Source organism: Staphylococcus sp. HMSC36A10 (assembly GCF_001838845.1).
Lineage (GTDB): Bacteria > Bacillota > Bacilli > Staphylococcales > Staphylococcaceae > Staphylococcus > Staphylococcus aureus.
The window spans coordinates 1-23161 of record NZ_KV839121.1 but is presented as its reverse complement, the minus strand read 5'-3'; the positions used below and the strand labels follow the sequence as shown (position 1 = coordinate 23161).

The following is a 23161-nucleotide window of genomic DNA, read 5'->3' as shown; positions in this document are numbered from 1 at the left end:
GAGTGTGATACATGTTTTAGATTTTAACGACAAGATTATAGATTTCCTTTCTACTGATGACCCTTCCTTAGTTAGAGCGATTCATAAACGTAATGTTAATGACAATTTAGAAATGCTTGAACTGCTCATATCATCAGAAAGAGCTGAAAAGTTCCGTGAACGACATCGTGTTATTATAAGGGATTCAAACAAACAATGGCGTGAATTTATTATTAACTGGGTTCAAGATACGATGGACGGCTACACAGAGATAGAATGTATAGCGTCTTATCTTGCTGATATAACAACAGCTAAACCGTATGCACCAGGCAAATTTGAGAAAAAGACAACTTCAGAAGCATTGAAAGATGTGTTGAGCGATACAGGTTGGGAAGTTTCTGAACAAACCGAATACGATGGCTTACGTACTACGTCATGGACTTCTTATCAAACTAGATATGAAGTTTTAAAGCAATTATGTACAACCTATAAAATGGTATTGGATTTTTATATAGAGCTTAGTTCTAATACCGTCAAAGGTAGATATGTGGTACTCAAAAAGAAAAACAGCTTATTCAAAGGTAAAGAAATTGAGTATGGTAAAGATTTGGTTGGGTTAACTAGGAAGATTGATATGTCAGAAATCAAAACAGCATTAATTGCTGTGGGACCCGAAAATGACAAAGGAAAGCGTTTAGAGTTAGTTGTGACTGATGACGAAGCACAAAGTCAATTCAACTTACCTACCCGTTATATTTGGGGAATATACGAACCTCAATCAGATGATCAAAATATGAATGAAACACGGTTGCGTTCTTTAGCCAAAACAGAGTTAAATAAACGTAAGTCGGCAGTTATGTCATATGAGATTACTTCTACTGATTTGGAAGTTACGTATCCGCACGAGATTATATCAATTGGTGATACAGTCAGAGTAAAACATAGAGATTTTAACCCGCCATTGTATGTAGAGGCAGAAGTTATTGCCGAAGAATATAACATAATTTCAGAAAATAGCACATATACATTCGGTCAACCTAAAGAGTTCAAAGAATCAGAATTACGAGAAGAGTTTAACAAGCGATTGAACATAATACATCAAAAGTTAAACGATAATATTAGCAATATCAACACTATAGTTAAAGATGTTGTAGATGGTGAATTAGAATACTTTGAACACAAAATACACAAAAGTGATACACCGCCAGAAAATCCAGTCAATGATATGCTTTGGTATGATACAAGTAACCCTGATGTTGCTGTCTTGCGTAGATATTGGAATGGTCGATGGATTGAAGCAACACCAAATGATGTTGAAAAATTAGGTGGTATAACAAGAGAGAAAGCGCTATTCAGTGAATTAAACAATATTTTTATTAATTTATCTATACAACACGCTAGTCTTTTGTCAGAAGCTACAGAATTACTGAATAGCGAGTACTTAGTAGATAATGATTTGAAAGCGGACTTACAAGCAAGTTTAGACGCTGTGATTGATGTTTATAATCAAATTAAAAATAATTTAGAATCTATGACACCCGAAACTGCAACGATTGGTCGGTTGGTAGATACACAAGCTTTATTTCTTGAGTATAGAAAGAAATTACAAGATGTTTATACAGATGTAGAAGATGTCAAAATCGCCATTTCAGATAGATTTAAATTATTACAGTCACAATACACTGATGAAAAATATAAAGAAGCGTTGGAAATAATAGCAACAAAATTTGGTTTAACGGTGAATGAAGATTTGCAGTTAGTCGGAGAACCTAATGTTGTTAAATCAGCTATTGAAGCAGCTAGAGAATCCACAAAAGAACAATTACGTGACTATGTAAAAACATCGGACTATAAAACAGACAAAGACGGTATTGTTGAACGTTTAGATACTGCTGAAGCTGAGAGAACGACTTTAAAAGGTGAAATCAAAGATAAAGTTACGTTAAACGAATATCGAAACGGATTGGAAGAACAAAAACAATATACTGATGACCAGTTAAGTGATTTGTCCAATAATCCTGAGATTAAAGCAAGTATTGAACAAGCAAATCAAGAAGCGCAAGAAGCTTTAAAATCATACATTGATGCTCAAGATAATCTTAAAGAGAAGGAATCGCAAGCGTATGCTGATGGTAAAATTTCGGAAGAAGAGCAACGCGCTATACAAGATGCTCAAGCTAAACTTGAAGAGGCAAAACAAAACGCAGAACTAAAGGCTAGAAACGCTGAAAAGAAAGCTAATGCTTATACAGACAACAAGGTCAAAGAAAGCACAGATGCACAGAGGAGAACACTGACTCGCTATGGTTCTCAAATTATACAAAATGGTAAGGAAATCAAATTAAGAACTACTAAAGAAGAGTTTAATGCAACCAATCGTACACTTTCAAATATATTAAACGAGATTGTCCAAAACGTTACAGATGGAACAACAATCAGATATGATGATAACGGAGTGGCTCAAGCTTTAAATGTGGGGCCACGTGGTATTAGATTAAATGCTGATAAAATTGATATTAACGGTAATAGAGAAATAAACCTTCTTATCCAAAATATGCGAGATAAAGTAGATAAAACCGATATTGTCAACAGCCTTAATTTATCAAGAGAGGGTCTTGATATCAATGTTAATAGAATTGGAATTAAAGGCGGTAACAATAACAGATATGTTCAAATACAGAATGATTCTATTGAACTAGGTGGTATTGTGCAACGAACTTGGAAAGGCAAACGATCAACCGATGATATATTCACACGTCTTAAAGATGGACATCTAAGGTTTAGAAATAATACCGCAGGCGGTTCACTTTATATGTCACATTTTGGTATTTCAACATATATTGATGGAGAAGGCGAAGACGGAGGTTCATCCGGTACTATTCAATGGTGGGATAAAACTTACAGTGATAGCGGTATGAATGGCATAACAATCAATTCCTATGGTGGTGTCGTTGCACTAACGTCAGATAATAATCGGGTTGTTCTGGAGTCTTACGCTTCATCGAATATCAAAAGCAAACAGGCACCGGTGTATTTATATCCAAACACAGACAAAGTGCCTGGATTAAACCGATTTGCATTCACGCTGTCTAATGCAGATAATGCTTATTCGAGTGACGGTTATATTATGTTTGGTTCTGATGAGAACTATGATTACGGTGCGGGTATCAGGTTTTCTAAAGAAAGAAATAAAGGTCTTGTTCAAATTGTTAATGGACGATATGCAACAGGTGGAGATACAACAATCGAAGCAGGGTATGGCAAATTTAATATGCTGAAACGACGTGATGGTAATAGGTATATTCATATACAGAGTACAGACCTACTGTCTGTAGGTTCAGATGATGCAGGAGATAGGATAGCTTCTAACTCAATTTATAGACGTACTTATTCGGCCGCAGCTAATTTGCATATTACTTCTGCTGGCACAATTGGGCGTTCGACATCAGCGCGTAAATACAAGTTATCTATCGAAAATCAATATAACGATAGAGATGAACAACTGGAACATTCAAAAGCTATTCTTAACTTACCTATTAGAACGTGGTTTGATAAAGCTGAGTCTGAAATTTTAGCTAGAGAGCTGAGAGAAGATAGAAAATTATCGGAAGACACCTATAAACTTGATAGATACGTAGGTTTGATTGCTGAAGAGGTGGAGAATTTAGGATTAAAAGAGTTTGTCACGTATGATGACAAAGGAGAAATTGAAGGTATAGCGTATGATCGTCTATGGATTCATCTTATCCCTGTTATCAAAGAACAACAACTAAGAATCAAGAAATTGGAGGAGTCAAAGAATGCAGGATAACAAACAAGGATTACAAGCTAATCCTGAATATACAATTCATTATTTATCACAGGAAATTATGAGGTTAACACAAGAAAACGCGATGTTAAAAGCGTATATACAAGAAAATAAAGAAAATCAACAATGTGCTGAGGAAGAGTAATCCTTAGCACTATTTTTATACAAAAATTTAAGGAGGTCATTTAATTATGGCAAAAGAAATTATCAACAATACAGAAAGGTTTATTTTAGTACAAATCGACAAAGAAGGTACAGAACGTGTAGTATATCAAGATTTCACAGGAAGTTTTACAACTTCTGAAATGGTTAACCATGCTCAAGATTTTAAATCTGAAGAAAACGCTAAGAAAATTGCGGAGACGTTAAATTTGTTATATCAATTAACTAACAAAAAACAACGTGTGAAAGTAGTTAAAGAAGTAGTTGAAAGATCAGATTTATCTCCAGAGGTAACAGTTAACACTGAAACAGTATGAAAAGCTATGAGTTAGATACTCATAATCTTTATTCTTTTAGAAAGCGGGTGTACTGAATTGGGGTGGTTCAAAAAACACGAACATGAATGGCGCATCAGAAGGTTAGAAGAGAATGATAAAACAATGCTCAGCACACTCAACGAAATTAAATTAGGTCAAAAAACCCAAGAGCAAGTTAACATTAAATTAGATAAAACCTTAGATGCTATTCAAAAAGAAAGAGAAATAGATGAAAAGAATAAGAAAGAAAATGATAAGAACATACGTGATATGAAAATGTGGGTGCTTGGTTTAGTTGGGACAATATTTGGGTCGCTAATTATAGCATTATTGCGTATGCTTATGGGCATATAAGAGAGGTGAATAAAATGTTTAAACTAATCTTTGGTTATAGTTTCTGGACATGTTTTTGGTTCGGTAAATGTAAATAAGTTTTAGTCAGTGCTTCGGTACTGACTTTTTATTTATTGTTGTAATTATGGTAATATGCAGAAGTGAGCAAGTTGGATAGATGGTGGCTATCTGAGTATAAGGAGGTGGTGCCTATGGTGGCATTACTGAAATCTTTAGAAAGGAGACGCCTAATGATTACAATTAGTACCATGTTGCAGTTTGGTTTATTCCTTATTGCATTGATAGGTCTAGTAATCAAGCTTATTGAATTAAGCAATAAAAAATAACCATCGCTAACTTTGGCTGGTTTCGATGGTTAAATGGTTATTAATTTAATCTTTAATCTAAAATAGCCATCGTCTTTTTAACGGGCTCACTAGGGTAACATGTTTGCGCATGTTGCCCTTTTTCTATATATAAATTAACACACCATAATATAAATATCAAATAGACGGCTTATTAGTCGTCTTTTTATTTTGGATAAAAGGAGATAAGAATATGATTAATTGGAAAATTAGAATGAAACAAAAATCATTTTGGGTAGCGATATTGTCAGCTATCTTTTTATTTGCTCAAAACATCGCCAAAGCTATTGGGTATGATATTCAAGTTTATACAGAGCAATTAACAGACGGTTTAAACGCTATATTAGGATTTTTAGTATTAACTGGTGTGATTCAAGACCCGACTACTAAAGGTATAGGTGATAGCCACCAAGCTTTAGAATATGAAGAACCAAGAAGAAAATACTAGGAGGTAAAATAATGAAAACATACAGTGAAGCAAGAGCAAGGTTACGTTGGTATCAAGGTAGATATATTGATTTTGACGGTTGGTATGGTTACCAATGTGCAGATTTAGCAGTTGATTACATTTATTGGTTGTTAGAAATTAGAATGTGGGGAAATGCAAAAGATGCAATCAATAACGATTTTAAAAACATGGCAACAGTATATGAAAACACACCATCGTTTGTTCCACAAATAGGTGATGTGGCTGTATTTACCAAAGGAATATATAAACAATACGGTCATATTGGTTTAGTGTTTAATGGTGGTAATACAAATCAATTTTTAATTTTGGAACAGAACTATGACGGTAACGCAAATACGCCTGCAAAGTTACGTTGGGATAATTATTACGGCTGTACTCACTTTATTAGACCTAAGTATAAAAGTGAGGGCTTAATGAATAAGATCACAAATAAAGTTAAACCACCTGCTCAAAAAGCAGTCGGTAAATCTGCAAGTAAAATAACAGTTGGAAGTAAAGCGCCTTATAACCTTAAATGGTCAAAAGGTGCTTATTTTAATGCGAAAATCGACGGCTTAGGTGCTACTTCAGCCACTAGATACGGTGATAATCGTACTAACTATAGATTCGATGTTGGACAGGCTGTATACGCGCCTGGAACATTAATATATGTGTTTGAAATTATAGATGGTTGGTGTCGCATTTATTGGAACAATCATAATGAGTGGATATGGCATGAGAGATTGATTGTGAAAGAAGTGTTTTAATTCTTAGGTTAAAATGTTAAATATTTGTTAATTATTTTTTAATGTAAGTTTAGTTTCTTTTAATATTTTATTGATTTTTAATATTTTCTCAATATAAAATGAAGTTGTTGATATTTATCATCTTAAATAAGGGTGTTAGCTATAAAAAGAGATAAATAAAAACAAATATATTATATTTGGAGGAAGCGCCATGCTCAAAAGAAGTTTATTATTTTTAACTGTTTTATTGTTATTATTCTCATTTTCTTCAATTACTAATGAGGTAAGTGCATCAAGTTCATTCGACAAAGGAAAATATAAAAAAGGCGATGACGCGAGTTATTTTGAACCAACAGGCCCGTATTTGATGGTAAATGTGACTGGAGTTGATGGTAAAGGAAATGAATTGCTATCCCCTCATTATGTCGAGTTTCCTATTAAACCTGGGACTACACTTACAAAAGAAAAAATTGAATACTATGTCGAATGGGCATTAGATGCGACAGCATATAAAGAGTTTAGAGTAGTTGAATTAGATCCAAGCGCAAAGATCGAAGTCACTTATTATGATAAGAATAAGAAAAAAGAAGAAACGAAGTCTTTCCCTATAACAGAAAAAGGTTTTGTTGTCCCAGATTTATCAGAGCATATTAAAAACCCTGGATTCAACTTAATTACAAAGGTTGTTATAGAAAAGAAATAAAACAAAATAGTTGTTTATTATAGAAAGCAATGTCTTGATTGAATATGTGTAGTGAAAATTATCTTTCATCAAATTCTCATTCATGCACGAATGGTTCTTCCCCACCTAATCAGATATTAGGTGACTTATGGGGAGAAATCAGTTAGGATGAAAAAGTGGATAATCCTTTTTTAGGCAGGTACTTCGGTACTTGCCTATTTTTTTATGTTATAATCTTTCTAGACGTATTCAAAGGACGTCTTTTTAGATTGTATGTTATAGCTAGCTTTCGGGCTAGTTTTTTGCTATGATGTGTTACACATGCATCAACTATTTACATCTATCCTTGTTCACCCAAGCATGTCACTGGGTGTTTTTTTCTTATGATAGAGAGCATAGTTTTCATACTACTCCCCCGTAGTATATATGACTTTAGCATTCCCGTATAATAGTTTACGGGGTGCTTTTTATGTTATAATTAAGTGTATATAGTAGGAGTGAACTATATAGCCTGTTAAGTGGCCTAGTAACCTAACACTTATCCTGCAATTGATATCCTTTTTGCCCTTCACTCGATACATATATCTCAACAACATAGAAATATTACAGTCGCTACACCGCATCTTAAATGGTGTGGTTATTTTTATTGGAAGTGTGTATCAGGTATCAGTAATGTTAAAACACCAGCTAAAAATGAAAAGAATTCACCAGTGCCAGCAGGTTATACACTCGATAAAAACAATGTACCGTATAAAAAAGAGACTGGTTATTACACAGTTGCCAATGTTAAAGGTAATAACGTGAGGGATGGCTATTCAACTAATTCAAGAATTACAGGTGTATTACCCAATAACGCAACGATCAAATATGACGGCGCATATTGCATTAATGGCTATAGATGGATTACTTATATTGCTAATAATGGACAACGTTGTTATATAGCGACAGGAGAGGTAGACAAGGCAGGTAATAGAATAAGCAGTTTTGGTAATTTTAGCGCACTTTGAAAAAAAGTGTGTAAAGTTTCATATGAAGTTAATTAATTTATTATAGAATAGTTTGAAATTATGCTATAATCATTTTAGACACAGCAATGTGTTCAAATTTTCATCTATTCATAAGCTAGCCTTCGGGCTAGTTTTTTTGTGCTATATATTTGTTTTAATTAAATAAAATTAGATAATGCAATAGTAGCCATTTTATGTTAATATTACCTTGGGCGTTTTCAAGGAGCGCCTTTCATTTTTTATGTATTGCTCCCCTTCGGGCTAGTATATTAAATTTATTTTTGCGCTTTCCAAATCAATGTATATGTGTTATATTGTTTATGGGAAGTAGGTAAGCATTTCGGTGCTTACCTTTTTTTGTTTTTCTATAAATACAATAAGGTATGTCAATTTGATAATTTATTAATTTTCATTTAATAAGAAGATCTATATAGTTAATGAATAATTAATGTACTTTTTTTTAGTTAGTCATTAAAATAAATTAGTACTAATTACTAAGGAGAATAAAAAATGAAAATTAGAAAATCTATACTTGCGGGAACTTTAGCAATCGTTTTAGCATCACCACTAGTAACTAATCTAGATAAAAATGAGGCACAAGCTAGCACAAGCTTGCCAACATCGAATGAATATCAAAACGAAAAGTTAGCTAATGAATTAAAATCGTTATTAGATGAACTAAATGTTAATGAATTAGCTACTGGAAGTTTAAACACTTATTATAAGCGAACTATAAAAATTTCAGGTCAAAAAGCAATGTATGCTCTTAAGTCAAAAGACTTTAAGAAAATGTCAGAAGCAAAATATCAACTTCAAAAGATTTATAACGAAATTGACGAAGCACTAAAAAGTAAATATTAAAAAAACCACCCGTAAAAGGGTGGTTTTAATTTTCTAGATAATATAAAAGTGTTCATAAATAAAACAGTATAGGTAAACAATAAAGTATTGAAAAAAGTAAGTTTAATATGAAAATTGTTAAATGAACGACATCTTTTGTTTTTATAAATATCAAGAAAATAATCAAACTCAAAATAAATAACGTAACTGTAGTCATAGGCGTCCATACATAATCAGCATTAGTCATTAAGAATGGTGCGGCCATTATGAAAAAATTTATAATGCAGATGAAATAGACAATTAGACTATAAATTAGATAAATAACAATACACACCCTTCATAAATAAATAATTTAAATCCTATATATTTTAACAAAAGTAACACACAGAAGTGTAGAAAATAAAAAATATTGGTAAATAAAATCAATAAGTTTAACCAATATGTTGCTCGCTTCATACCGTATATTGCAACAAAAATTCCGATTAAGAAAAATATAGCCCCTATGATAAAACAGAAATCCGATGCTGAATTATTAAAAAATGAGGTGTTTAGAGTTAGAAAATGAGTTAATGAGTTGACTATAACTAATAAGATATTAATTATATTTGTATGGTTCTTCACATGATACCTCCAAGTAAAAAAATCTAATTAATAAAGTGAATGCTTGATGAACAAGCAGTTATTCCAAACAGAATCAATAAGAAAAGTAGAATCAACATGCTAATGCCCCATAAACAACCCTTTTCACTTTCACTATTATTAATTTCTTGACTTCTTTTAAAGATATTATTACTTTTACATTCTTTAGTTGTTTTAAATTTCACGTTTTTATTACTTCCTTTTGTTTAAAAGTTTACAATGAATTTTTGATTATAATAATATATTCAAAATAGTACTATCTAGTTTGATATGTCAAGCAATATTATTATAAAATTGGAATTCTGAGTTGTCTACTCTAATTTATTATATTTACCTATAAAAATACACCTCAAAAAATAGATTTTTCAGTCTAGCTTTTGGGGTGTACATTCCACACAAACATGTGATTATTTTGATGTTTCTATTAAACTTGTAATTTTAAATTTAAAGTCCCTAAAAAGTCCCTAAAATTTTATTTTATATGAGGTATTATTGATAATGATAAAGTTATAAACCTTGATATTATGCTGTTTTACTTTTTGAATGATAAGTAATTTTATGTTAAAAGTCTCCAGTTTGGATACAAAACGGTCGATAACATATAAACGTTATGACTAACTAACTTCAAATCAGTATCATCTTTCTTAGATTCGGCTTTGGCACTATTGTCAGTAAGTGCACCAACTAATAATAAATTTGCTAATGCAAGTGTTGCAACTTTTTTTAGTGAATTGGATTTTGTTTTTTTCACCATCATTATCACTCCTTTTATATAGCTTACAACAAAATAGATGCAAAATTGATTAACTAAATTTAAATTAATTATTAAATCGAATTTATATTTTTAAGTAAATGTTTTTTGAGTATAAAGATGCTGTAAATATAATTGACAAATGTAATCGGAATTAAGAAATGAAGATTGTTATGACATTTAAGTTTGAAACTTGGTATAAACAAAATCAAACAACATTTTAGGTATTGTAAATTAGTTAGTTAATCAAAATTAAAAGAACTTTTAACAGTGTTAAAAAATTATTGTTAAAGATAATTTATTATTAATATTCAGTTAATTCAAAAAATAGAGAAAGTCTGGCTATAATAAAGTTGCAATCACGAATTACATAAAAAAGGAGAGATAATTTATGAAATTTAAGTCATTGATTACAACAACATTAGCATTAGGCGTTATAGCATCAACAGGAGCAAACTTTAATACTAACGAAGCATCTGCCGCAGCTAAGCCATTAGATAAATCATCAAGTACATTACACCATGGACATTCTAACATCCAGATTCCATATACAATTACTGTGAACGGCACAAGCCAAAACATTTTATCAAGCTTAACATTTAATAAGAATCAAAATATTAGTTATAAAGATATAGAGAATAAAGTTAAATCAGTTTTATACTTTAATAGAGGTATTAGTGATATCGATTTAAGACTTTCAAAGCAAGCGGAATATACGGTTCATTTTAAAAATGGAACAAAAAGAGTTATCGATTTGAAATCAGGTATCTACACAGCTGACTTAATCAATACAAGTGACATTAAAGCTATCAGTGTTAACGTAGATACTAAAAAGCAACCTAAAGATAAAGCTAAAGCAAATGTTCAAGTGCCATATACAATCACAGTGAACGGCACAAGCCAAAACATTTTATCAAACCTAACATTTAATAAGAATCAACAAATTAGTTACAAAGATTTAGAGGATAAAGTTAAATCAGTTTTAGAGTCAAATAGAGGTATTACTGATGTTGATTTGAGACTATCGAAGCAAGCGAAATATACAGTTAATTTTAAAAATGGAACGAAGAAAGTTATAGATTTGAAAGCAGGTATTTACACAGCGAATTTAATCAATTCAAGTGATATTAAAAGTATCAATATTAACGTAGATACAAAAAAACATATCGAAAATAAAGCTAAAAGAAACTATCAAGTTCCATATTCAATTAATTTAAATGGTACATCTACAAACATTTTATCGAATCTTTCATTTTCAAATAAACCTTGGACAAATTACAAAAATTTAACTAGTCAAATAAAATCAGTACTGAAGCATGATAGAGGTATTAGTGAACAAGATTTAAAATATGCTAAGAAAGCTTATTATACTGTTTATTTTAAAAATGGTGGTAAAAGAATCTTACAGTTAAATTCAAAAAATTACACAGCAAACTTAGTTCATGCGAAAGATGTTAAGAGAATTGAAATTACTGTTAAAACAGGAACTAAAGCGAAAGCAGACAGATATGTACCATACACAATTGCAGTAAATGGCACATCAACACCAATTTTATCAAAACTAAAAATTTCGAATAAACAATTAATTAGTTACAAATATTTAAACGACAAAGTGAAATCTGTATTAAAAAGTGAAAGAGGTATCAGTGATCTTGACTTAAAATTTGCGAAACAAGCAAAATATACAGTATATTTCAAAAATGGAAAGAAACAAGTAGTGAATTTAAAATCAGACATCTTTACACCTAATTTATTTAGTGCCAAAGATATTAAAAAGATAGATATTGATGTTAAAACAGGGTCAAAAGCGAAAGCGGATAGCTATGTACCATATACAATTGCAGTAAATGGCACATCAACACCAATTTTATCAAAACTAAAAATTTCGAATAAACAATTAATTAGTTACAAATATTTAAACGACAAAGTGAAATCTGTATTAAAAAGTGAAAGAGGTATCAGTGATCTTGACTTAAAATTTGCGAAACAAGCAAAATATACAGTATATTTCAAAAATGGAAAGAAACAAGTAGTGAATTTAAAATCAGACATCTTTACACCTAATTTATTTAGTGCCAAAGATATTAAAAAGATTGATATTGATGTAAAACAATACACTAAATCAAAAAAAAAATAAATAAATCTAATAATGTGAAATTCCCAGTAACAATAAATAAATTTGAAAACATAGTTTCAAATGAATTTGTGTTCTATAATGCAAGCAAAATTACAATTAATGATTTAAGTATAAAACTTAAATCAGCAATGGCAAATGATCAAGGGATAACTAAACATGACATAGGACTTGCTGAACGCGCAGTGTATAAAGTGTATTTTAAAAATGGTTCGTCAAAATATGTAGACTTAAAAACTGAGTATAAAGATGAAAGAGTATTTAAAGCAACTGACATTAAAAAGGTAGATATTGAACTTAAATTCTAATCTTTAATTTTATAATAAGGCATCTCACAATCGTGGGGTGCCTTTTACATTTGTAGAGATGTGATGCTTGAATGTTTGAAGTGATTTGCCAAAAGTTATATAAATTGGTTCTATAATAAATCGGACTGATAGAAAAAGTTTTTTACTTTTCATCTGTCCGATTTTTTGATTTTGTTAGGAGAGATGTATAAAACTAATTAGGTATAGTGTTTGACAAGTTGCTGAATAAAATATATCTTATGATACTTTGAAAGAAGGAATAATTTTAAAAATAAAAAACCAATAATCCGAGTCATACTCATCAGATTATTGGTTGAAATTAATTATCTTAAGTCATCAATCGCTTTAGCAATTGAATCAAATACATGTGGGATATCTTCTTTTTCTACACAGCTAAACGCAATACGAATATCTGTTGCATTAAGTGCAATAACACCAATTGAATATTTTTCAATTAAATGTTTACGAAGTTCTTCAGGGTCAACATCATGAACTTTTATTGCCATAAAGTATCCAGAGTTAAAGTCATAGGCTTGCCAATGTGAATGATATTGATCAGCATAGACAACTTCCTTAGTGACTTCATAGCGTTCTTTTAATGTTTGAATATTTTGTTCGATTTCTTTATCGAATTGTTTATTATTTTTTAATACATGCTTAACAGCGCTTTGTGTTGGAAGAGGTCCACTAGAAATGTTACTTCGTATAAGACCTTTTACTTTGGCTTCTAATACTTCTTTAGTTGTTTGATCAGACGTTCCAAATGTCATAAACCCAACACGGAATCCCCATGCGAAAAATTCTTTTGTTGCACCATCTAAACGAACAGGTAATATTGCATTTGAATTTAAATTAGATAATGCAGTAAATAATGATTGAGTATACACATCTTCATAGAATAAACCATAGTATGCGTCATCCACAACAGCTATAACTTTTGTACCTTTATCAGCTAATGCTTTAATTGCATCGACGATGGTAGTCACTTCTTTATGCGTAGGTGTGTAACCTGTCGGATTATTAGGATAATTTAAAATCATAATGACTTTATCTTTATTGTATGATTGTAAAGCTTCTACAAGTGAATCAGTAGTATAATGCCCGTCTTTATCAAAGATAGGATATGTTTGAAGGTTTGCACCATTTCTCGTATTGAAAACAAGTTTGTAATTACCCCAATTATGATCTGGTAACAAGATAGTGTCACCTTGATTTACAAATAAATCGCCAACTAAAGATAAACCATGTGTTAATGCATTCGTAACAATTGGTAGTGACATGTTGTCGATTGATAGCTCTGGATTGTCACGCAACATTTTTTGTTGCCATAAATCACGTAATTCTTCGATGCCTTGTGGTGGCGCATAAGGGAATATTTCATCTGGAGTTAAATCATTAAACATTGCATCTAAAGATGATGCAAACATTTTTCCGTCTTTGTTTGTCGCCATACCTATAGTTGCATTATATGTTGTACTCTTTGCTTCAGCAGATTGAGATAAAATGCCTTTTGGATAAAACATATTTTGACCTAAGTCAGATAACATTGCAAAGGCAGTTGCATTTGACTGTTGAAGTTGTTCATTTAAGCTTTGGGCTAAAGGATTCATTATTGCTTAACCTCTCTTTAAAAAAATTGTATGCCTATATATTATCTTCAATTATACCAAAGATAAAGTGTTGTTGGTGAATTAACGAATAATATGTAAAATCTGCTGCCAAAATACGAACATATGTTCTGTTTTTATGTTAGAATAGGTGTAGGTCATCCTTCAGTATGATACTTTAGTCGAACGGAGGTGTAGTGTAATGATGTGGTGGCAAGAAGGGATGATGACACTTATTACAGGTGGCTTACTAATTATTTTTCGACTTTGGTTAGAACTGAAATGGAAAAATAAAAAATGATCCTACACACATAAATAACCCCAAGTCTGCTGGTACCAGACTTGGGGTTGTGTAGTATAATTCTGTGGATACACTTAAATAATATCATTGAACACAATATATCGCAATCAATAATCATTTTGATTGAATGGTTTTGTTGCGCTATTTTAGTTGAAAGTGATTAGTACCTTGAACTTTTGAAATTCAATAACTTATTAAAAAAATTTATATTTGTTATAATGTCGATGTTGAGGTGAAATAAATTGAAACATCTAACAAAAATATTTGTAGTACTTGCAATTATTTTATTTATTATTGGTTATTATTTACAAGCAACTAATCATGAAAGCCAAGGTATAAAATTATTATTAGCAGCGATTATGTTTATGATTTGTGCTTTTATAAGTAGAAGTAATGATCGACGTAAAAATAGTAAATAGAATTGACTGTTTAAAACGATTGTTTATGTTGACGCTACGGTTGTCACGTAGAGATTAAAGACATTCGTTTTAGCAGTCTTTTTTATTGAAGTAGACAATGCAAGATTAAATGGTAGTGTCATTTCATTTTATTCAACTGCTAGTAATACAATACTCAGTGTTATTTCTGAAGACTGGTTGATAATGAGACATGCATATTTACAAAACTGTGTATATTGTGTATATTGTATATATACAGAAAGTGATAGGGGGACGTTGATGAAAATAATTTTAAAAAACAATAGTGATTTTCCGATTTATGAACAGATTAAGCAACAAGTAAAACAAAATATTTTAAAGGGATATGTTGCTCCTGGAGAGCATTTGCCGTCAATGAGAGAACTTGCCAAAGATCTTCAAGTAAGTTTGATTACTACCAAACGTGCTTATGAAGATTTAGAGAAAGACGGTTTTGTTACAACAATTAGAGGAAAAGGGACCTTTGTTAAGGAGCAAGATAGTTCTATTTTAAAAGAGAAACAATTTTTTACCATTGAAAATTTGGTTAAAGAATTGGTTAATGAAGCGCAAGCCATCGAAATGTCACTTGAGGAACTTCAAGATATTTTAACGTTCATTTATGAGGAGGAATCATCATGAATGCCATAGAATTAAGTAATGTTAATTATTCAAGTGATCAGTTTAATTTAAAGAATATCTCTTTCAAAGTTCCTCAAGGATTCGTCACTGGTTTTATTGGTAGAAATGGCGCTGGTAAAACCACAATAATAAGGTTAATTATGGATTTGTATCAACCACAAACTGGTGTTATTAGAGTATTAGAAGAGGATATGGCTCTCAATCCGATAGAGTTAAAGAATAGAATTGGGTTTGTTTACTCTGAAAATTATTTTAATGAGAGATGGACTACGAAGCAACTTGAAAAAATGATTGCCCCTTTTTATCGTAAATGGGACCATCAAGTATTTGAATTTTATCTTGAAAAGTTCGATTTACCAATCAATAAATCAATAAAAACATTTTCGACTGGGATGAAAATGAAATTATCACTAGCAGTTGCATTTTCACATCATGCTGAATTGTATATTTTTGATGAGCCTACTTCAGGTCTTGATCCCTTAGCTAGAAATGAGCTATTGGAGATAATTCAGCAAGAATTAATTGATGAAAATAAAACAATATTCATGTCGACACACATTATCTCAGATTTAGAAAAAATAGCTGATTATATCATTCACTTAAGTGACGGTGAAGTTATCTTAAATGGTTCAAAAGAACAACTGTTACAAAGATATCAAGTTGTGAGTGGAGCCCTCGAAGATTTAGATGAAGAATTGGCTGCTTTGCTGATTTACGAAGAACATAAGCGTACGGGATTTATAGGATTAACAGAACATGCGCAAGTATTTAAAGAAATTTTAGGTCAAAAAGTGAATATCACTACACCTTCTATTGAGAATTTAATGGTTTATCTTGAAAAGAGAAAACCTAAATACCATGAAAACATCAAATTGATGGAAGAAGGTTTTTAAATGAAGGCACTGTTAATTAGGAATTTTAAATTACGACGATATACACTTATCATCTATGTTCTATTATTAACCTTATATCCTATTTATGTAATGCTTGACTCAACAAAGTTCTTTTACCTATTGCAATCTTTTATTAGTCCAACAATATTGATTATTTGGATTTTAGATGCTGGTCACTTATTTAGACTCAATCGTAGATTAGGTGGTAATGATTCATATTATTTTTATATGAGTTTACCAGTGTCAAAAAAACAATTGCTTAATGCCAACTATATTACATGCATTGTTTTAACATTAATTGGAACGCTTGTTATTAGTTTATATGCTTATGAAGCAGATGTGATTGAACCAAATTCAATCTATTTTTCAACTGCATATGCATTTGTCATATCTAACTTCTTGTCTATACCAATTGCATTTAGTCAATTTACAGAATTGCGTAGAGTCAAAGTGCCATATGGTATATACGTGTTTACTATTATCATTTTAGTTCCATTTTTATTTTCAATTGCAATAGTGTTGGTGAATTATTTTCTTCTAAGTCAATCATCATTCCCAGATTTATATTCATATATTTTAAATATTGGTTTTCTAATTATAAGCATTGTTATACTTATTGTTAATTATTTTAAACAGCTCAATAAAATAAATACTAGAAAATTTAAAGGAGGCAGTCGATGAAATTAGAACATATTACAAAAAAATACGGCTCAAATGTCGTTTTAAATGATATTGATTTTGACTTTGGCGATAGTAGAATTGTCGGATTAATAGGAAAAAACGGTGTTGGTAAAACAACCGTTATGAAAGTAATGAATGGTAATATTATTAAATTTGATGGAAAAGTAGATATTGATAATGCAGATAATATCGGTTTTTTAATTGAGCATCCTAAATTATATGATAATAAATCAGGATTGTATAACTTGAAATTATTTGCACAAGTATTAGGTAAGGGTTTTGATAAAGCATACACAGACAAAATTATAGATGCATTTGGTATGAGACCTTATATTAAAAAGAAAGTTAAGAAATATTCAATGGGGATGAAGCAAAAATTAGCAATTGCAGTATCTTTAATGAATAAACCTAAATTTTTAATCTTGGATGAGCCTACAAATGGTATGGATCCAGATGGCTCAATTGATGTGCTGACTACAATTAAGTCTTTAGTAAATGAACTTGATATGAGAATTCTAATATCAAGTCATAAGTTAGAAGATATTGAATTAATTTGTGATAGAGCTGTATTTTTAAGAGACGGACATTTTGTTCAAGATGTAAACATGGAGGAAGGTGTTGCATCTGACACAACGATAGTTACTGTTGATCATAAAGACTTTGATAGAACTGAAAAATATCTTGCAGAGCATTTCCAATTACAAAATATCGACAAAGCAGACGGACATTTAATGATCAATGCACAAAAAAATTATCAAGTTATACTAAAAGCATTATCTGAATTAGATATTTATCCGAAATATATTGAAACACGTAAAAGTTCATTGCGTGATACGTACTTCAATATAAATCAAAGAGGTGATAAATAATGAGAATTTTAAATTTAGTTAAGTATGATTTTTATAGTATATTTAAAAGTCCTTTAACATATTTAGCGATACTAGTCGTATCTAGTTTGATTGCAACTCAAAGTATACTTATGGCAAATTCGATGGATAACCCGAAACATATTATTGTCTATGGATCTGTATTTGCTGCAGCAAAATGGTTATTGTTAATAATTGGATTAATGTTTGTTGTTAAGACAATTACGCGTGATTTTTCACAAGGTACAATTCAACTATATATGAGTAAAGTTAAAACACGCGTTGGATACATTATTTCGAAAACAATTTCAATTATTTTAATTTCAATATTATTTGCATTAATTCATTATGTGATTTTGATTGTTGTGCAGGCATCTAGTAATGGAAAAAATTTGGCGTTTTCTAAATATGTAGATAATTTATGGTTCTTCCTAATCTTTTTACTATTCTTTGGCTTGTTTTTATTCTTAATCACACTTGCATCACAAAAAACAGCAATGATATTTTCATTAGGTGTATTTTTAGTACTCATTGTACCGTTTATTAAACCTTTTATTACATTTATCCCAAGATACGGTGAAAAAGTTTTAGATGCTTTTGATTATATCCCTTTTGCTTACTTAACTGATAAAATGATTAGCTCTAACTTTGATTTTAGCAATTGGCAATGGGTAATTTCATTAGGTTCTATAGTGATATTCTTCATTTTGAATATCTTATATGTCGCTAAAAAAGACATTTAATAAAAATAATTTTGAGGTTGGGAATTTTAAATTTTCCCAACCTCAAAGTTTGTCTTATTGTAAATTTATTTATTTTCTAATTTATTTAGGATGGAATTATAAACTGCTTTCCAAAATGAAGCGTCAGTTTTATAGCGGTTTGATATAACTAAGTGTGTTTCTTTTTCTAAATCTGCATAGTCTGGATGATCTTTGCTCGGTAATTTATCAGCACGAACATCAGTTACAAATTTTTGGACTTCATTTGCTCTTGGTCCCCAAACTGTTTCTTGTTCGAATTGATCATTCAAGAATACGAAGATAGGAATTGCACGTGATTTACCATTTGTTAAATATTGATCGATCAGTTTTGTATCATCATCTCTATGGAACACGCGTACTTCTAAATTTAATGCTTCACTGATGTGTTTTAGAATTGGGAGATTCATCATTGCATCTCCACACCAGTCTTCAGTAATTACTAATACTTTAGAATAATTCATCTCTTTTATTTTTTTGATGCGTGAATCATCTTCTGGTAACTCAAATGATTGATAGATACTGAGAACGGTATCTTGATTTGTCTTCATTCCATCAATGTATTCATTTAAGGGTTGGCTATTTTTGAAATAAGTTTCTAAATTTGTCATTGTAAAAACCTCCTTTAGCATTTACAACATTATACCAATTTATAGTAATAAAAGGTAATGAAATAAATTAATTGCAAATTCTTTGTTAATTTTTGTTAAGGATGAAACGGGAAGCACCTTATGCTATATTTAAATAAGTACAAAGAAAGGGTGACATCAGTGCGTATTCAAAATCGCTGGGTTGTGTTTATATTATTTTTAATCTGTTCTTTTGGTGTATTAATTGGTTTATATCAATATCGTCATACGAAAACTGTGGATTTGTCTAATCTTGAAATAAACGATATTAAATTAAATGAGAAGTTTGATAAAAAAGGCTATGAAGTAAATAAAAAAATTAAGTTTGATCGTTTTAAATTTTATAACAGTAAAGCTCACCCTGATCTTACCGTTAAAGTGAGAGAAAAGGATAACATCGTTAAGGGGATAATATTAGTAAGAGATGAAAAGATACATACTAATTTTGATGGGGGAATTGGTTCGCCGATAAATAACGCGATTGAAAATCTTGGATTCGGATATAAAAGAACAAAAGTTGGCAATGATTTCTCATCGGTAAAGTATATTGATAGAGATAACCATTTAAAATTAAACTTACTTTATCAAGATTTAGAAATTAAACGTATTGAATTTTTTAGTAAATAGCTTTAGGTCTTAAAGTTATAAAAAACGAATGAATAATTTTATTGGGATGAGTGACCTATATGAACAAGATTACTTATTTAAATGAATTAGAAACAGCACTTGATGCGCTACCTAGGCATTTAAGAGATCAAAAAATGTATGAATATGAACGTTATTTTTATGAGCAAGAACTTAATGGCGTTGATGAAGGGGAAATTTTAAAGAAGTTAAAAGACCCACAAGATGTTGCAGCTGAAACAAAAGCTAGAAGTGTTATTGATTATGCTGAATCTAAACCAACATTTGAAAATATTTCAAGAGCTGTTGCTGCTTCATTAAGTTTAGGCATTCTATCTATTTTTGTCATCCTTATACCAGTATCTATAGTTGGATTATTTGTATTAGCATTATTTTTAATATCACTTTTGCTGCTGTTTTGTCCAATTATTTTATTAGCATCAGCAATATCCAGAGGAATTGTGGACTCAATTAGTAATGTATTTTTTGCCATATCATATTCAGGATTAGGATTAGTATTTATCATTGTCATATTTAAGATTTTAGAATACATTTATCGTTTAATCTTAAAATATTTACTTTGGTATATTAAAACTGTCAAAGGAAGCGTTAGAAAATGAAGAAATTCTTTTTTATTGGGCTTTTAGTGTTTGTTGTCTTTTTTACAGCAGCAACCATTATTTGGTTCAGCTATGATAAAAACAAATATGGTACTAAACAATATGATAAAACATTCAAAGACGATGCTTTTGACAATGTATCTATAAATTTGGATAGTACAGAACTTCGTATAAAACGGGGGAATCAATTTAGAGTTAAATATGATGGTGACAATGATATATTAATTAATATAGTAGATAAGACGTTGAAGATTAGTGATAAAAGGTCTAAGACAAGAGGATATGCAATTGATATGAATCCTTTTCATGAGAATAAGAAAACGTTAACGATTGAAATGCCTGATAAAATGATTAAACGTTTAAATCTATCATCTGGGGCAGGAAGTGTTAGAATCAGTGATGTTGATTTAGAGAACACAAGTATTCAAAGCATTAACGGTGAAGTAGTTATTAAAAACTCAAATCTTGACGCACTAGATTCAAAGACAAATAATAGTTCTACTTATATTAGTAAAAGTAACATTAAAAATAGCAATATTAAAGTTGTTATTGGTACGCTACAAATCGACAAGAGTCAAATTAAACAATCCATATTTTTAAATGATCATGGTGACATTGAATTTAAAAACATGCCATCAAAAGTAGATGCAAAAGCTTCTACTAAACAAGGAGATATTCTTTTTAAGTATGATAGTAAACCTGAAGACACTATACTAAAGCTAAATCCGGGAACGGGTGATAGCGTAGTTAAAAATAAAACATTTACTAATGGTAAAGTTGGGAAAAGCGACAATGTTTTAGAATTTTATACGATTGATGGTAATATCAAAGTTGAATAAATAAAGGATGTAAGCACCGATATTAGGAAGCATAATTTCTCTAATATCGGTGTTATTTATTTGTTGGCAAAAGTTAAGTCGGTATCTATATTGCCAGTAAAGTGAGTGATATTAAGGTCTTGACCATCTAACCATGATTTGAAATCTATTATTTCTGGTGGCGCATTTTCTCCCAATGTAAAATATGCAGTTAATGTTTCAGGGTGATACATTGATGTATGGATGGTGCCAGACCAGCTTTTGAATAGTTTACTGTAAATTTCATACTGAGGATTATTGAATAACTTAAATGCTGTAGTCATATCTAAATTATCATTAGTTTGTGAAATGGTACGCGCCAGTCTTTCTTTAGATTCTTTTGTATAATTGCGATTTTCATGTGTTAATATTTCAAAATGATTTGTACATATATTATCATAACGAACATCTATTGATCTCGGCGTCACTTCAACAATTGCATGGTTCAATGATTTGTCCATCAGTATGTAGCTAAATGAGCTTCTGTGTGGTATTTCTTTCAATAATTGTATTGCTTCTGTTACATTTCGGCAATTTTCAAGAATTAGACGACCAATCATATAACATACAAAACCATTTGCTGGTTTCTTCCGGTGCATAAAGTTATAGCCCATAGTTAATCCTGACTCATTCATACCATCCATTCTTCCAGTTACCCTTGATACAGGACCAATTTGAGCTAAACCGCTATCTGTAGGTTGATATAGTAAGTAGCGACCATCATAAGTTGCAGGGTGGTAATCATAATTTCTAACCATGAAGTCTTTGCCTTGAAAGACCGTGCAACCACTTTCTTTTAAATCGGTAAAACGATAATGTCCAAAGTTTAAAATAATTTGGCGTGTTGGCATTTTGAGTATACTTTGTAGTCCCATTAATTCTTCCCATATTTGAGGTGCGTATGTTTGGAATATTTGATAAGTTTCATTTACATCTATATCGAAACGTGGGACACGTTTTTTCCATTCTTTTTCTCGATTTTTTAGAAGAGGTGTTTGTTGAAGCCATTTACCAGTTTTAACACCTAACTCGAAATGTGAACCTCTAAAAGTCATAATATCTGATGTCACTTGTTGCATATCATCGGCCCCTTTCTTTTTAGTTGTAATATATTGTAAATAAATAGTAATCGTATGTATATTGAATGTCATGTTAAATAAAGTTATATTTTACTAAATGAAATATAAAATTGTTTGAGGTGATTTCTCGGTGTATAAGACTTATCAATCAGTTAAAACATATTTTTATAGATGGTGGGGATATTAAGTTAAAAACTTAAAATCATCTTATCATAAATAACAATCTTAAGTTAGCATTCACGATAATAGTCATTGTTAACATTAGCATATAAGGTCATGTCACGTTGAAACAGAGGTTCCTCGGCATTTTTGAAAATAATCATTAGCTTGCTCGCTATATAATTTGATGAATATATTTCGTAAAAGTGGGTATTTATTTAATGATTATTCTATATATGATAGTATAATGAAATGTAGATAGGTATTTAATTTAACAGAGGTGAAATTGAGATGTGGAATTTTATTAAATGTGTGTTTAAATTCGTATTTAGCTTAGTTGCTATTACAACATTAGTTGCTGGTGTTGGTGTAGTAGCATTTGCTTATATCTTTAAAAAAGATTTTGAAGATATTGAAAGAAAAACTAAAGAAATTATTTCTGATATTGAAAGTAAAAATAACTAATAACATTTAGAGGCTGGGACATAAATCCCTAAAAAACAGCAG

At 30.5% G+C, this 23161-nt stretch carries 30 protein-coding genes and 1 pseudogene; 23 read left to right on the top strand and 8 right to left on the bottom strand.

Annotation, left to right across the window (positions count from 1 at the left end; translation table 11 throughout):
- Positions 1 to 4: 4 nt before the first annotated feature.
- The 5 genes from HMPREF3247_RS08980 (at position 5) to pepG1 (ending at position 4946) form a co-directional block, all read left to right on the top strand.
- Positions 5 to 3790 carry a phage tail spike protein gene (locus HMPREF3247_RS08980; RefSeq protein WP_064266710.1) on the top strand — a complete coding sequence of 1262 codons (3786 nt, stop codon included), beginning with the start codon at positions 5 to 7 and terminating at the stop codon, positions 3788 to 3790.
- Entirely contained in the window at positions 3780 to 3932 is a 153-nt protein-coding gene (locus HMPREF3247_RS08975) for a hypothetical protein (protein WP_001153681.1), read from the top strand. Before HMPREF3247_RS08980 ends, HMPREF3247_RS08975 begins: the two co-directional genes overlap by 11 nt.
- Positions 3933 to 3978: 46 nt before the next feature.
- Positions 3979 to 4266: a hypothetical protein gene (locus HMPREF3247_RS08970; protein WP_001040261.1), complete on the top strand. Its 288-nt coding sequence runs from the start codon at positions 3979 to 3981 to the stop codon at positions 4264 to 4266.
- A 57-nt stretch (positions 4267 to 4323) separates the two neighbouring features.
- Complete coding sequence (locus HMPREF3247_RS08965) at positions 4324 to 4620, top strand: DUF2951 domain-containing protein (protein WP_000539688.1); 297 nt, start codon at positions 4324 to 4326, stop codon at positions 4618 to 4620.
- A 191-nt stretch (positions 4621 to 4811) separates the two neighbouring features.
- Entirely contained in the window at positions 4812 to 4946 is a 135-nt protein-coding gene (pepG1, locus tag HMPREF3247_RS14465) for a type I toxin-antitoxin system toxin PepG1 (protein WP_000226108.1), read from the top strand.
- A 52-nt stretch (positions 4947 to 4998) separates the two neighbouring features.
- Here the strand turns inward: pepG1 and HMPREF3247_RS08960 are convergent, their stop codons facing one another.
- The gene (locus HMPREF3247_RS08960) at positions 4999 to 5106 is read right to left on the bottom strand and encodes a hypothetical protein (RefSeq protein ID WP_031866188.1); all 108 of its coding nucleotides are present in this window, start codon (positions 5104 to 5106) and stop codon (positions 4999 to 5001) included.
- Positions 5107 to 5157: 51 nt separating this feature from the next.
- On the opposite strand from HMPREF3247_RS08960, the gene HMPREF3247_RS08955 reads away from it, so the two are divergent.
- The 5 genes and pseudogenes from HMPREF3247_RS08955 to scn all read left to right on the top strand — a co-directional run bounded on the left by HMPREF3247_RS08955 (position 5158) and on the right by scn (position 8708).
- A complete protein-coding gene (locus HMPREF3247_RS08955) occupies positions 5158 to 5412 on the top strand; it encodes a phage holin (protein ID WP_000611512.1) in 255 nt (84 codons plus the stop codon).
- A gap of 11 nt (positions 5413 to 5423) precedes the next feature.
- A complete protein-coding gene (locus tag HMPREF3247_RS08950; protein WP_000861038.1) occupies positions 5424 to 6179 on the top strand; it encodes a CHAP domain-containing protein in 756 nt (251 codons plus the stop codon).
- Positions 6180 to 6369: 190 nt separating this feature from the next.
- Positions 6370 to 6861 (top strand): staphylokinase, encoded by a 492-nt coding sequence (gene sak / locus HMPREF3247_RS08945; protein ID WP_000920038.1) that lies wholly within the window; start codon positions 6370 to 6372, stop codon positions 6859 to 6861.
- Between the two features lie 647 nt (positions 6862 to 7508).
- A pseudogene (locus HMPREF3247_RS08940) lies at positions 7509 to 7847 on the top strand (SH3 domain-containing protein); the annotation flags it as partial.
- Positions 7848 to 8357: 510 nt separating this feature from the next.
- Positions 8358 to 8708 (top strand): complement inhibitor SCIN-A, encoded by a 351-nt coding sequence (gene scn / locus HMPREF3247_RS08935; protein ID WP_000702263.1) that lies wholly within the window; start codon positions 8358 to 8360, stop codon positions 8706 to 8708.
- A 52-nt stretch (positions 8709 to 8760) separates the two neighbouring features.
- Here scn and HMPREF3247_RS08930 read toward each other — a convergent pair whose 3' ends face one another.
- The 4 genes from HMPREF3247_RS08930 to HMPREF3247_RS08915 all read right to left on the bottom strand — a co-directional run bounded on the left by HMPREF3247_RS08930 (position 8761) and on the right by HMPREF3247_RS08915 (position 10080).
- Positions 8761 to 9021: a hypothetical protein gene (locus HMPREF3247_RS08930; RefSeq protein WP_001791826.1), complete on the bottom strand. Its 261-nt coding sequence runs from the start codon at positions 9019 to 9021 to the stop codon at positions 8761 to 8763.
- A complete protein-coding gene (locus HMPREF3247_RS15100; RefSeq protein WP_001795394.1) occupies positions 9000 to 9308 on the bottom strand; it encodes a hypothetical protein in 309 nt (102 codons plus the stop codon). Before HMPREF3247_RS15100 ends, HMPREF3247_RS08930 begins: the two co-directional genes overlap by 22 nt.
- Positions 9309 to 9331: 23 nt before the next feature.
- A complete protein-coding gene (locus HMPREF3247_RS08920) occupies positions 9332 to 9511 on the bottom strand; it encodes a hypothetical protein (RefSeq protein ID WP_000669791.1) in 180 nt (59 codons plus the stop codon).
- A 371-nt stretch (positions 9512 to 9882) separates the two neighbouring features.
- Positions 9883 to 10080, bottom strand: coding sequence for a phospholipase (locus HMPREF3247_RS08915; RefSeq protein ID WP_000239610.1), 198 nt, complete (start codon positions 10078 to 10080; stop codon positions 9883 to 9885).
- A gap of 388 nt (positions 10081 to 10468) precedes the next feature.
- On the opposite strand from HMPREF3247_RS08915, the gene eap reads away from it, so the two are divergent.
- On the top strand, positions 10469 to 12214 hold the full coding sequence (gene eap, locus HMPREF3247_RS08910; RefSeq protein ID WP_064134474.1) for an extracellular adherence protein Eap/Map: 1746 nt from the start codon (positions 10469 to 10471) through the stop codon (positions 12212 to 12214).
- Positions 12215 to 12228: 14 nt separating this feature from the next.
- Positions 12229 to 12519 (top strand): MAP domain-containing protein, encoded by a 291-nt coding sequence (locus HMPREF3247_RS08905; RefSeq protein ID WP_000671712.1) that lies wholly within the window; start codon positions 12229 to 12231, stop codon positions 12517 to 12519.
- Between the two features lie 323 nt (positions 12520 to 12842).
- Here the strand turns inward: HMPREF3247_RS08905 and HMPREF3247_RS08900 are convergent, their stop codons facing one another.
- Positions 12843 to 14129 carry an aminotransferase class I/II-fold pyridoxal phosphate-dependent enzyme gene (locus HMPREF3247_RS08900; RefSeq protein ID WP_001068523.1) on the bottom strand — a complete coding sequence of 429 codons (1287 nt, stop codon included), beginning with the start codon at positions 14127 to 14129 and terminating at the stop codon, positions 12843 to 12845.
- Positions 14130 to 14328: 199 nt separating this feature from the next.
- On the opposite strand from HMPREF3247_RS08900, the gene HMPREF3247_RS08895 reads away from it, so the two are divergent.
- The 7 genes from HMPREF3247_RS08895 (at position 14329) to pmtD (ending at position 18668) form a co-directional block, all read left to right on the top strand.
- Positions 14329 to 14427 (top strand): Trp-rich small protein, encoded by a 99-nt coding sequence (locus HMPREF3247_RS08895; protein WP_000990056.1) that lies wholly within the window; start codon positions 14329 to 14331, stop codon positions 14425 to 14427.
- Between the two features lie 242 nt (positions 14428 to 14669).
- Entirely contained in the window at positions 14670 to 14846 is a 177-nt protein-coding gene (locus tag HMPREF3247_RS08890; protein ID WP_000681968.1) for an SE1626 family protein, read from the top strand.
- A gap of 258 nt (positions 14847 to 15104) precedes the next feature.
- Complete coding sequence (locus tag HMPREF3247_RS08885; protein WP_000691587.1) at positions 15105 to 15485, top strand: PSM export ABC transporter transcriptional regulator PmtR; 381 nt, start codon at positions 15105 to 15107, stop codon at positions 15483 to 15485.
- Complete coding sequence (gene pmtA, locus HMPREF3247_RS08880; RefSeq protein ID WP_000991304.1) at positions 15482 to 16378, top strand: phenol-soluble modulin export ABC transporter ATP-binding protein PmtA; 897 nt, start codon at positions 15482 to 15484, stop codon at positions 16376 to 16378. Before HMPREF3247_RS08885 ends, pmtA begins: the two co-directional genes overlap by 4 nt.
- Positions 16379 to 17059, top strand: a complete 681-nt coding sequence (gene pmtB / locus HMPREF3247_RS08875; protein WP_000645736.1) for a phenol-soluble modulin export ABC transporter permease subunit PmtB — start codon at positions 16379 to 16381, stop codon at positions 17057 to 17059.
- Positions 17056 to 17928: a phenol-soluble modulin export ABC transporter ATP-binding protein PmtC gene (gene pmtC, locus HMPREF3247_RS08870; RefSeq protein ID WP_000763045.1), complete on the top strand. Its 873-nt coding sequence runs from the start codon at positions 17056 to 17058 to the stop codon at positions 17926 to 17928. Before pmtB ends, pmtC begins: the two co-directional genes overlap by 4 nt.
- Positions 17928 to 18668, top strand: coding sequence for a phenol-soluble modulin export ABC transporter permease subunit PmtD (gene pmtD / locus HMPREF3247_RS08865; RefSeq protein ID WP_001221651.1), 741 nt, complete (start codon positions 17928 to 17930; stop codon positions 18666 to 18668). The genes pmtC and pmtD overlap by 1 nt, the downstream gene beginning before the upstream one ends.
- A gap of 65 nt (positions 18669 to 18733) precedes the next feature.
- Here pmtD and HMPREF3247_RS08860 read toward each other — a convergent pair whose 3' ends face one another.
- The gene (locus tag HMPREF3247_RS08860; protein ID WP_000182842.1) at positions 18734 to 19297 is read right to left on the bottom strand and encodes a thioredoxin family protein; all 564 of its coding nucleotides are present in this window, start codon (positions 19295 to 19297) and stop codon (positions 18734 to 18736) included.
- Between the two features lie 120 nt (positions 19298 to 19417).
- Here HMPREF3247_RS08860 and HMPREF3247_RS08855 point away from each other — a divergent pair, with 120 nt between their 5' ends.
- The 3 genes from HMPREF3247_RS08855 to HMPREF3247_RS08845 are packed head-to-tail and all read left to right on the top strand — an operon-like array spanning position 19418 to position 21398.
- On the top strand, positions 19418 to 19942 hold the full coding sequence (locus HMPREF3247_RS08855) for a membrane protein (RefSeq protein ID WP_000966288.1): 525 nt from the start codon (positions 19418 to 19420) through the stop codon (positions 19940 to 19942).
- A gap of 59 nt (positions 19943 to 20001) precedes the next feature.
- Positions 20002 to 20559: an HAAS signaling domain-containing protein gene (locus tag HMPREF3247_RS08850; RefSeq protein ID WP_001033971.1), complete on the top strand. Its 558-nt coding sequence runs from the start codon at positions 20002 to 20004 to the stop codon at positions 20557 to 20559.
- Positions 20556 to 21398 (top strand): DUF4097 family beta strand repeat-containing protein, encoded by an 843-nt coding sequence (locus HMPREF3247_RS08845; RefSeq protein ID WP_000713071.1) that lies wholly within the window; start codon positions 20556 to 20558, stop codon positions 21396 to 21398. Before HMPREF3247_RS08850 ends, HMPREF3247_RS08845 begins: the two co-directional genes overlap by 4 nt.
- 56 nt (positions 21399 to 21454) lie before the next feature.
- On the opposite strand, the gene HMPREF3247_RS08840 is transcribed toward HMPREF3247_RS08845, so the two are convergent.
- Positions 21455 to 22495 carry a C45 family autoproteolytic acyltransferase/hydrolase gene (locus tag HMPREF3247_RS08840; RefSeq protein WP_001188074.1) on the bottom strand — a complete coding sequence of 347 codons (1041 nt, stop codon included), beginning with the start codon at positions 22493 to 22495 and terminating at the stop codon, positions 21455 to 21457.
- 450 nt (positions 22496 to 22945) lie between these two features.
- Here HMPREF3247_RS08840 and HMPREF3247_RS08835 point away from each other — a divergent pair, with 450 nt between their 5' ends.
- Complete coding sequence (locus tag HMPREF3247_RS08835) at positions 22946 to 23119, top strand: hypothetical protein (protein ID WP_000267034.1); 174 nt, start codon at positions 22946 to 22948, stop codon at positions 23117 to 23119.
- Positions 23120 to 23161: the final 42 nt, after the last annotated feature.

Bases quoted from the DNA above. Each gene is read 5' to 3' on its own strand.
- HMPREF3247_RS08975 (WP_001153681.1), top strand. From the start codon at position 3,780: ATGCAGGATAACAAACAAGGATTACAAGCTAATCCTGAATATACAATT.
- HMPREF3247_RS08970 (WP_001040261.1), top strand. From the start codon at position 3,979: ATGGCAAAAGAAATTATCAACAATACAGAAAGGTTTATTTTAGTACAA.
- pepG1 (WP_000226108.1), top strand. From the start codon at position 4,812: ATGGTGGCATTACTGAAATCTTTAGAAAGGAGACGCCTAATGATTACA.
- HMPREF3247_RS08955 (WP_000611512.1), top strand. From the start codon at position 5,158: ATGATTAATTGGAAAATTAGAATGAAACAAAAATCATTTTGGGTAGCG.
- HMPREF3247_RS08950 (WP_000861038.1), top strand. From the start codon at position 5,424: ATGAAAACATACAGTGAAGCAAGAGCAAGGTTACGTTGGTATCAAGGT.
- sak (WP_000920038.1), top strand. From the start codon at position 6,370: ATGCTCAAAAGAAGTTTATTATTTTTAACTGTTTTATTGTTATTATTC.
- scn (WP_000702263.1), top strand. From the start codon at position 8,358: ATGAAAATTAGAAAATCTATACTTGCGGGAACTTTAGCAATCGTTTTA.
- HMPREF3247_RS08915 (WP_000239610.1), bottom strand. From the start codon at position 10,080: ATGGTGAAAAAAACAAAATCCAATTCACTAAAAAAAGTTGCAACACTT.
- eap (WP_064134474.1), top strand. From the start codon at position 10,469: ATGAAATTTAAGTCATTGATTACAACAACATTAGCATTAGGCGTTATA.
- HMPREF3247_RS08900 (WP_001068523.1), bottom strand. From the start codon at position 14,129: ATGAATCCTTTAGCCCAAAGCTTAAATGAACAACTTCAACAGTCAAAT.
- HMPREF3247_RS08895 (WP_000990056.1), top strand. From the start codon at position 14,329: ATGATGTGGTGGCAAGAAGGGATGATGACACTTATTACAGGTGGCTTA.
- HMPREF3247_RS08885 (WP_000691587.1), top strand. From the start codon at position 15,105: ATGAAAATAATTTTAAAAAACAATAGTGATTTTCCGATTTATGAACAG.
- pmtA (WP_000991304.1), top strand. From the start codon at position 15,482: ATGAATGCCATAGAATTAAGTAATGTTAATTATTCAAGTGATCAGTTT.
- pmtB (WP_000645736.1), top strand. From the start codon at position 16,379: ATGAAGGCACTGTTAATTAGGAATTTTAAATTACGACGATATACACTT.
- pmtC (WP_000763045.1), top strand. From the start codon at position 17,056: ATGAAATTAGAACATATTACAAAAAAATACGGCTCAAATGTCGTTTTA.
- pmtD (WP_001221651.1), top strand. From the start codon at position 17,928: ATGAGAATTTTAAATTTAGTTAAGTATGATTTTTATAGTATATTTAAA.
- HMPREF3247_RS08860 (WP_000182842.1), bottom strand. From the start codon at position 19,297: ATGACAAATTTAGAAACTTATTTCAAAAATAGCCAACCCTTAAATGAA.
- HMPREF3247_RS08855 (WP_000966288.1), top strand. From the start codon at position 19,418: ATGCTATATTTAAATAAGTACAAAGAAAGGGTGACATCAGTGCGTATT.
- HMPREF3247_RS08850 (WP_001033971.1), top strand. From the start codon at position 20,002: ATGAACAAGATTACTTATTTAAATGAATTAGAAACAGCACTTGATGCG.
- HMPREF3247_RS08845 (WP_000713071.1), top strand. From the start codon at position 20,556: ATGAAGAAATTCTTTTTTATTGGGCTTTTAGTGTTTGTTGTCTTTTTT.
- HMPREF3247_RS08840 (WP_001188074.1), bottom strand. From the start codon at position 22,495: ATGCAACAAGTGACATCAGATATTATGACTTTTAGAGGTTCACATTTC.
- HMPREF3247_RS08835 (WP_000267034.1), top strand. From the start codon at position 22,946: ATGTGGAATTTTATTAAATGTGTGTTTAAATTCGTATTTAGCTTAGTT.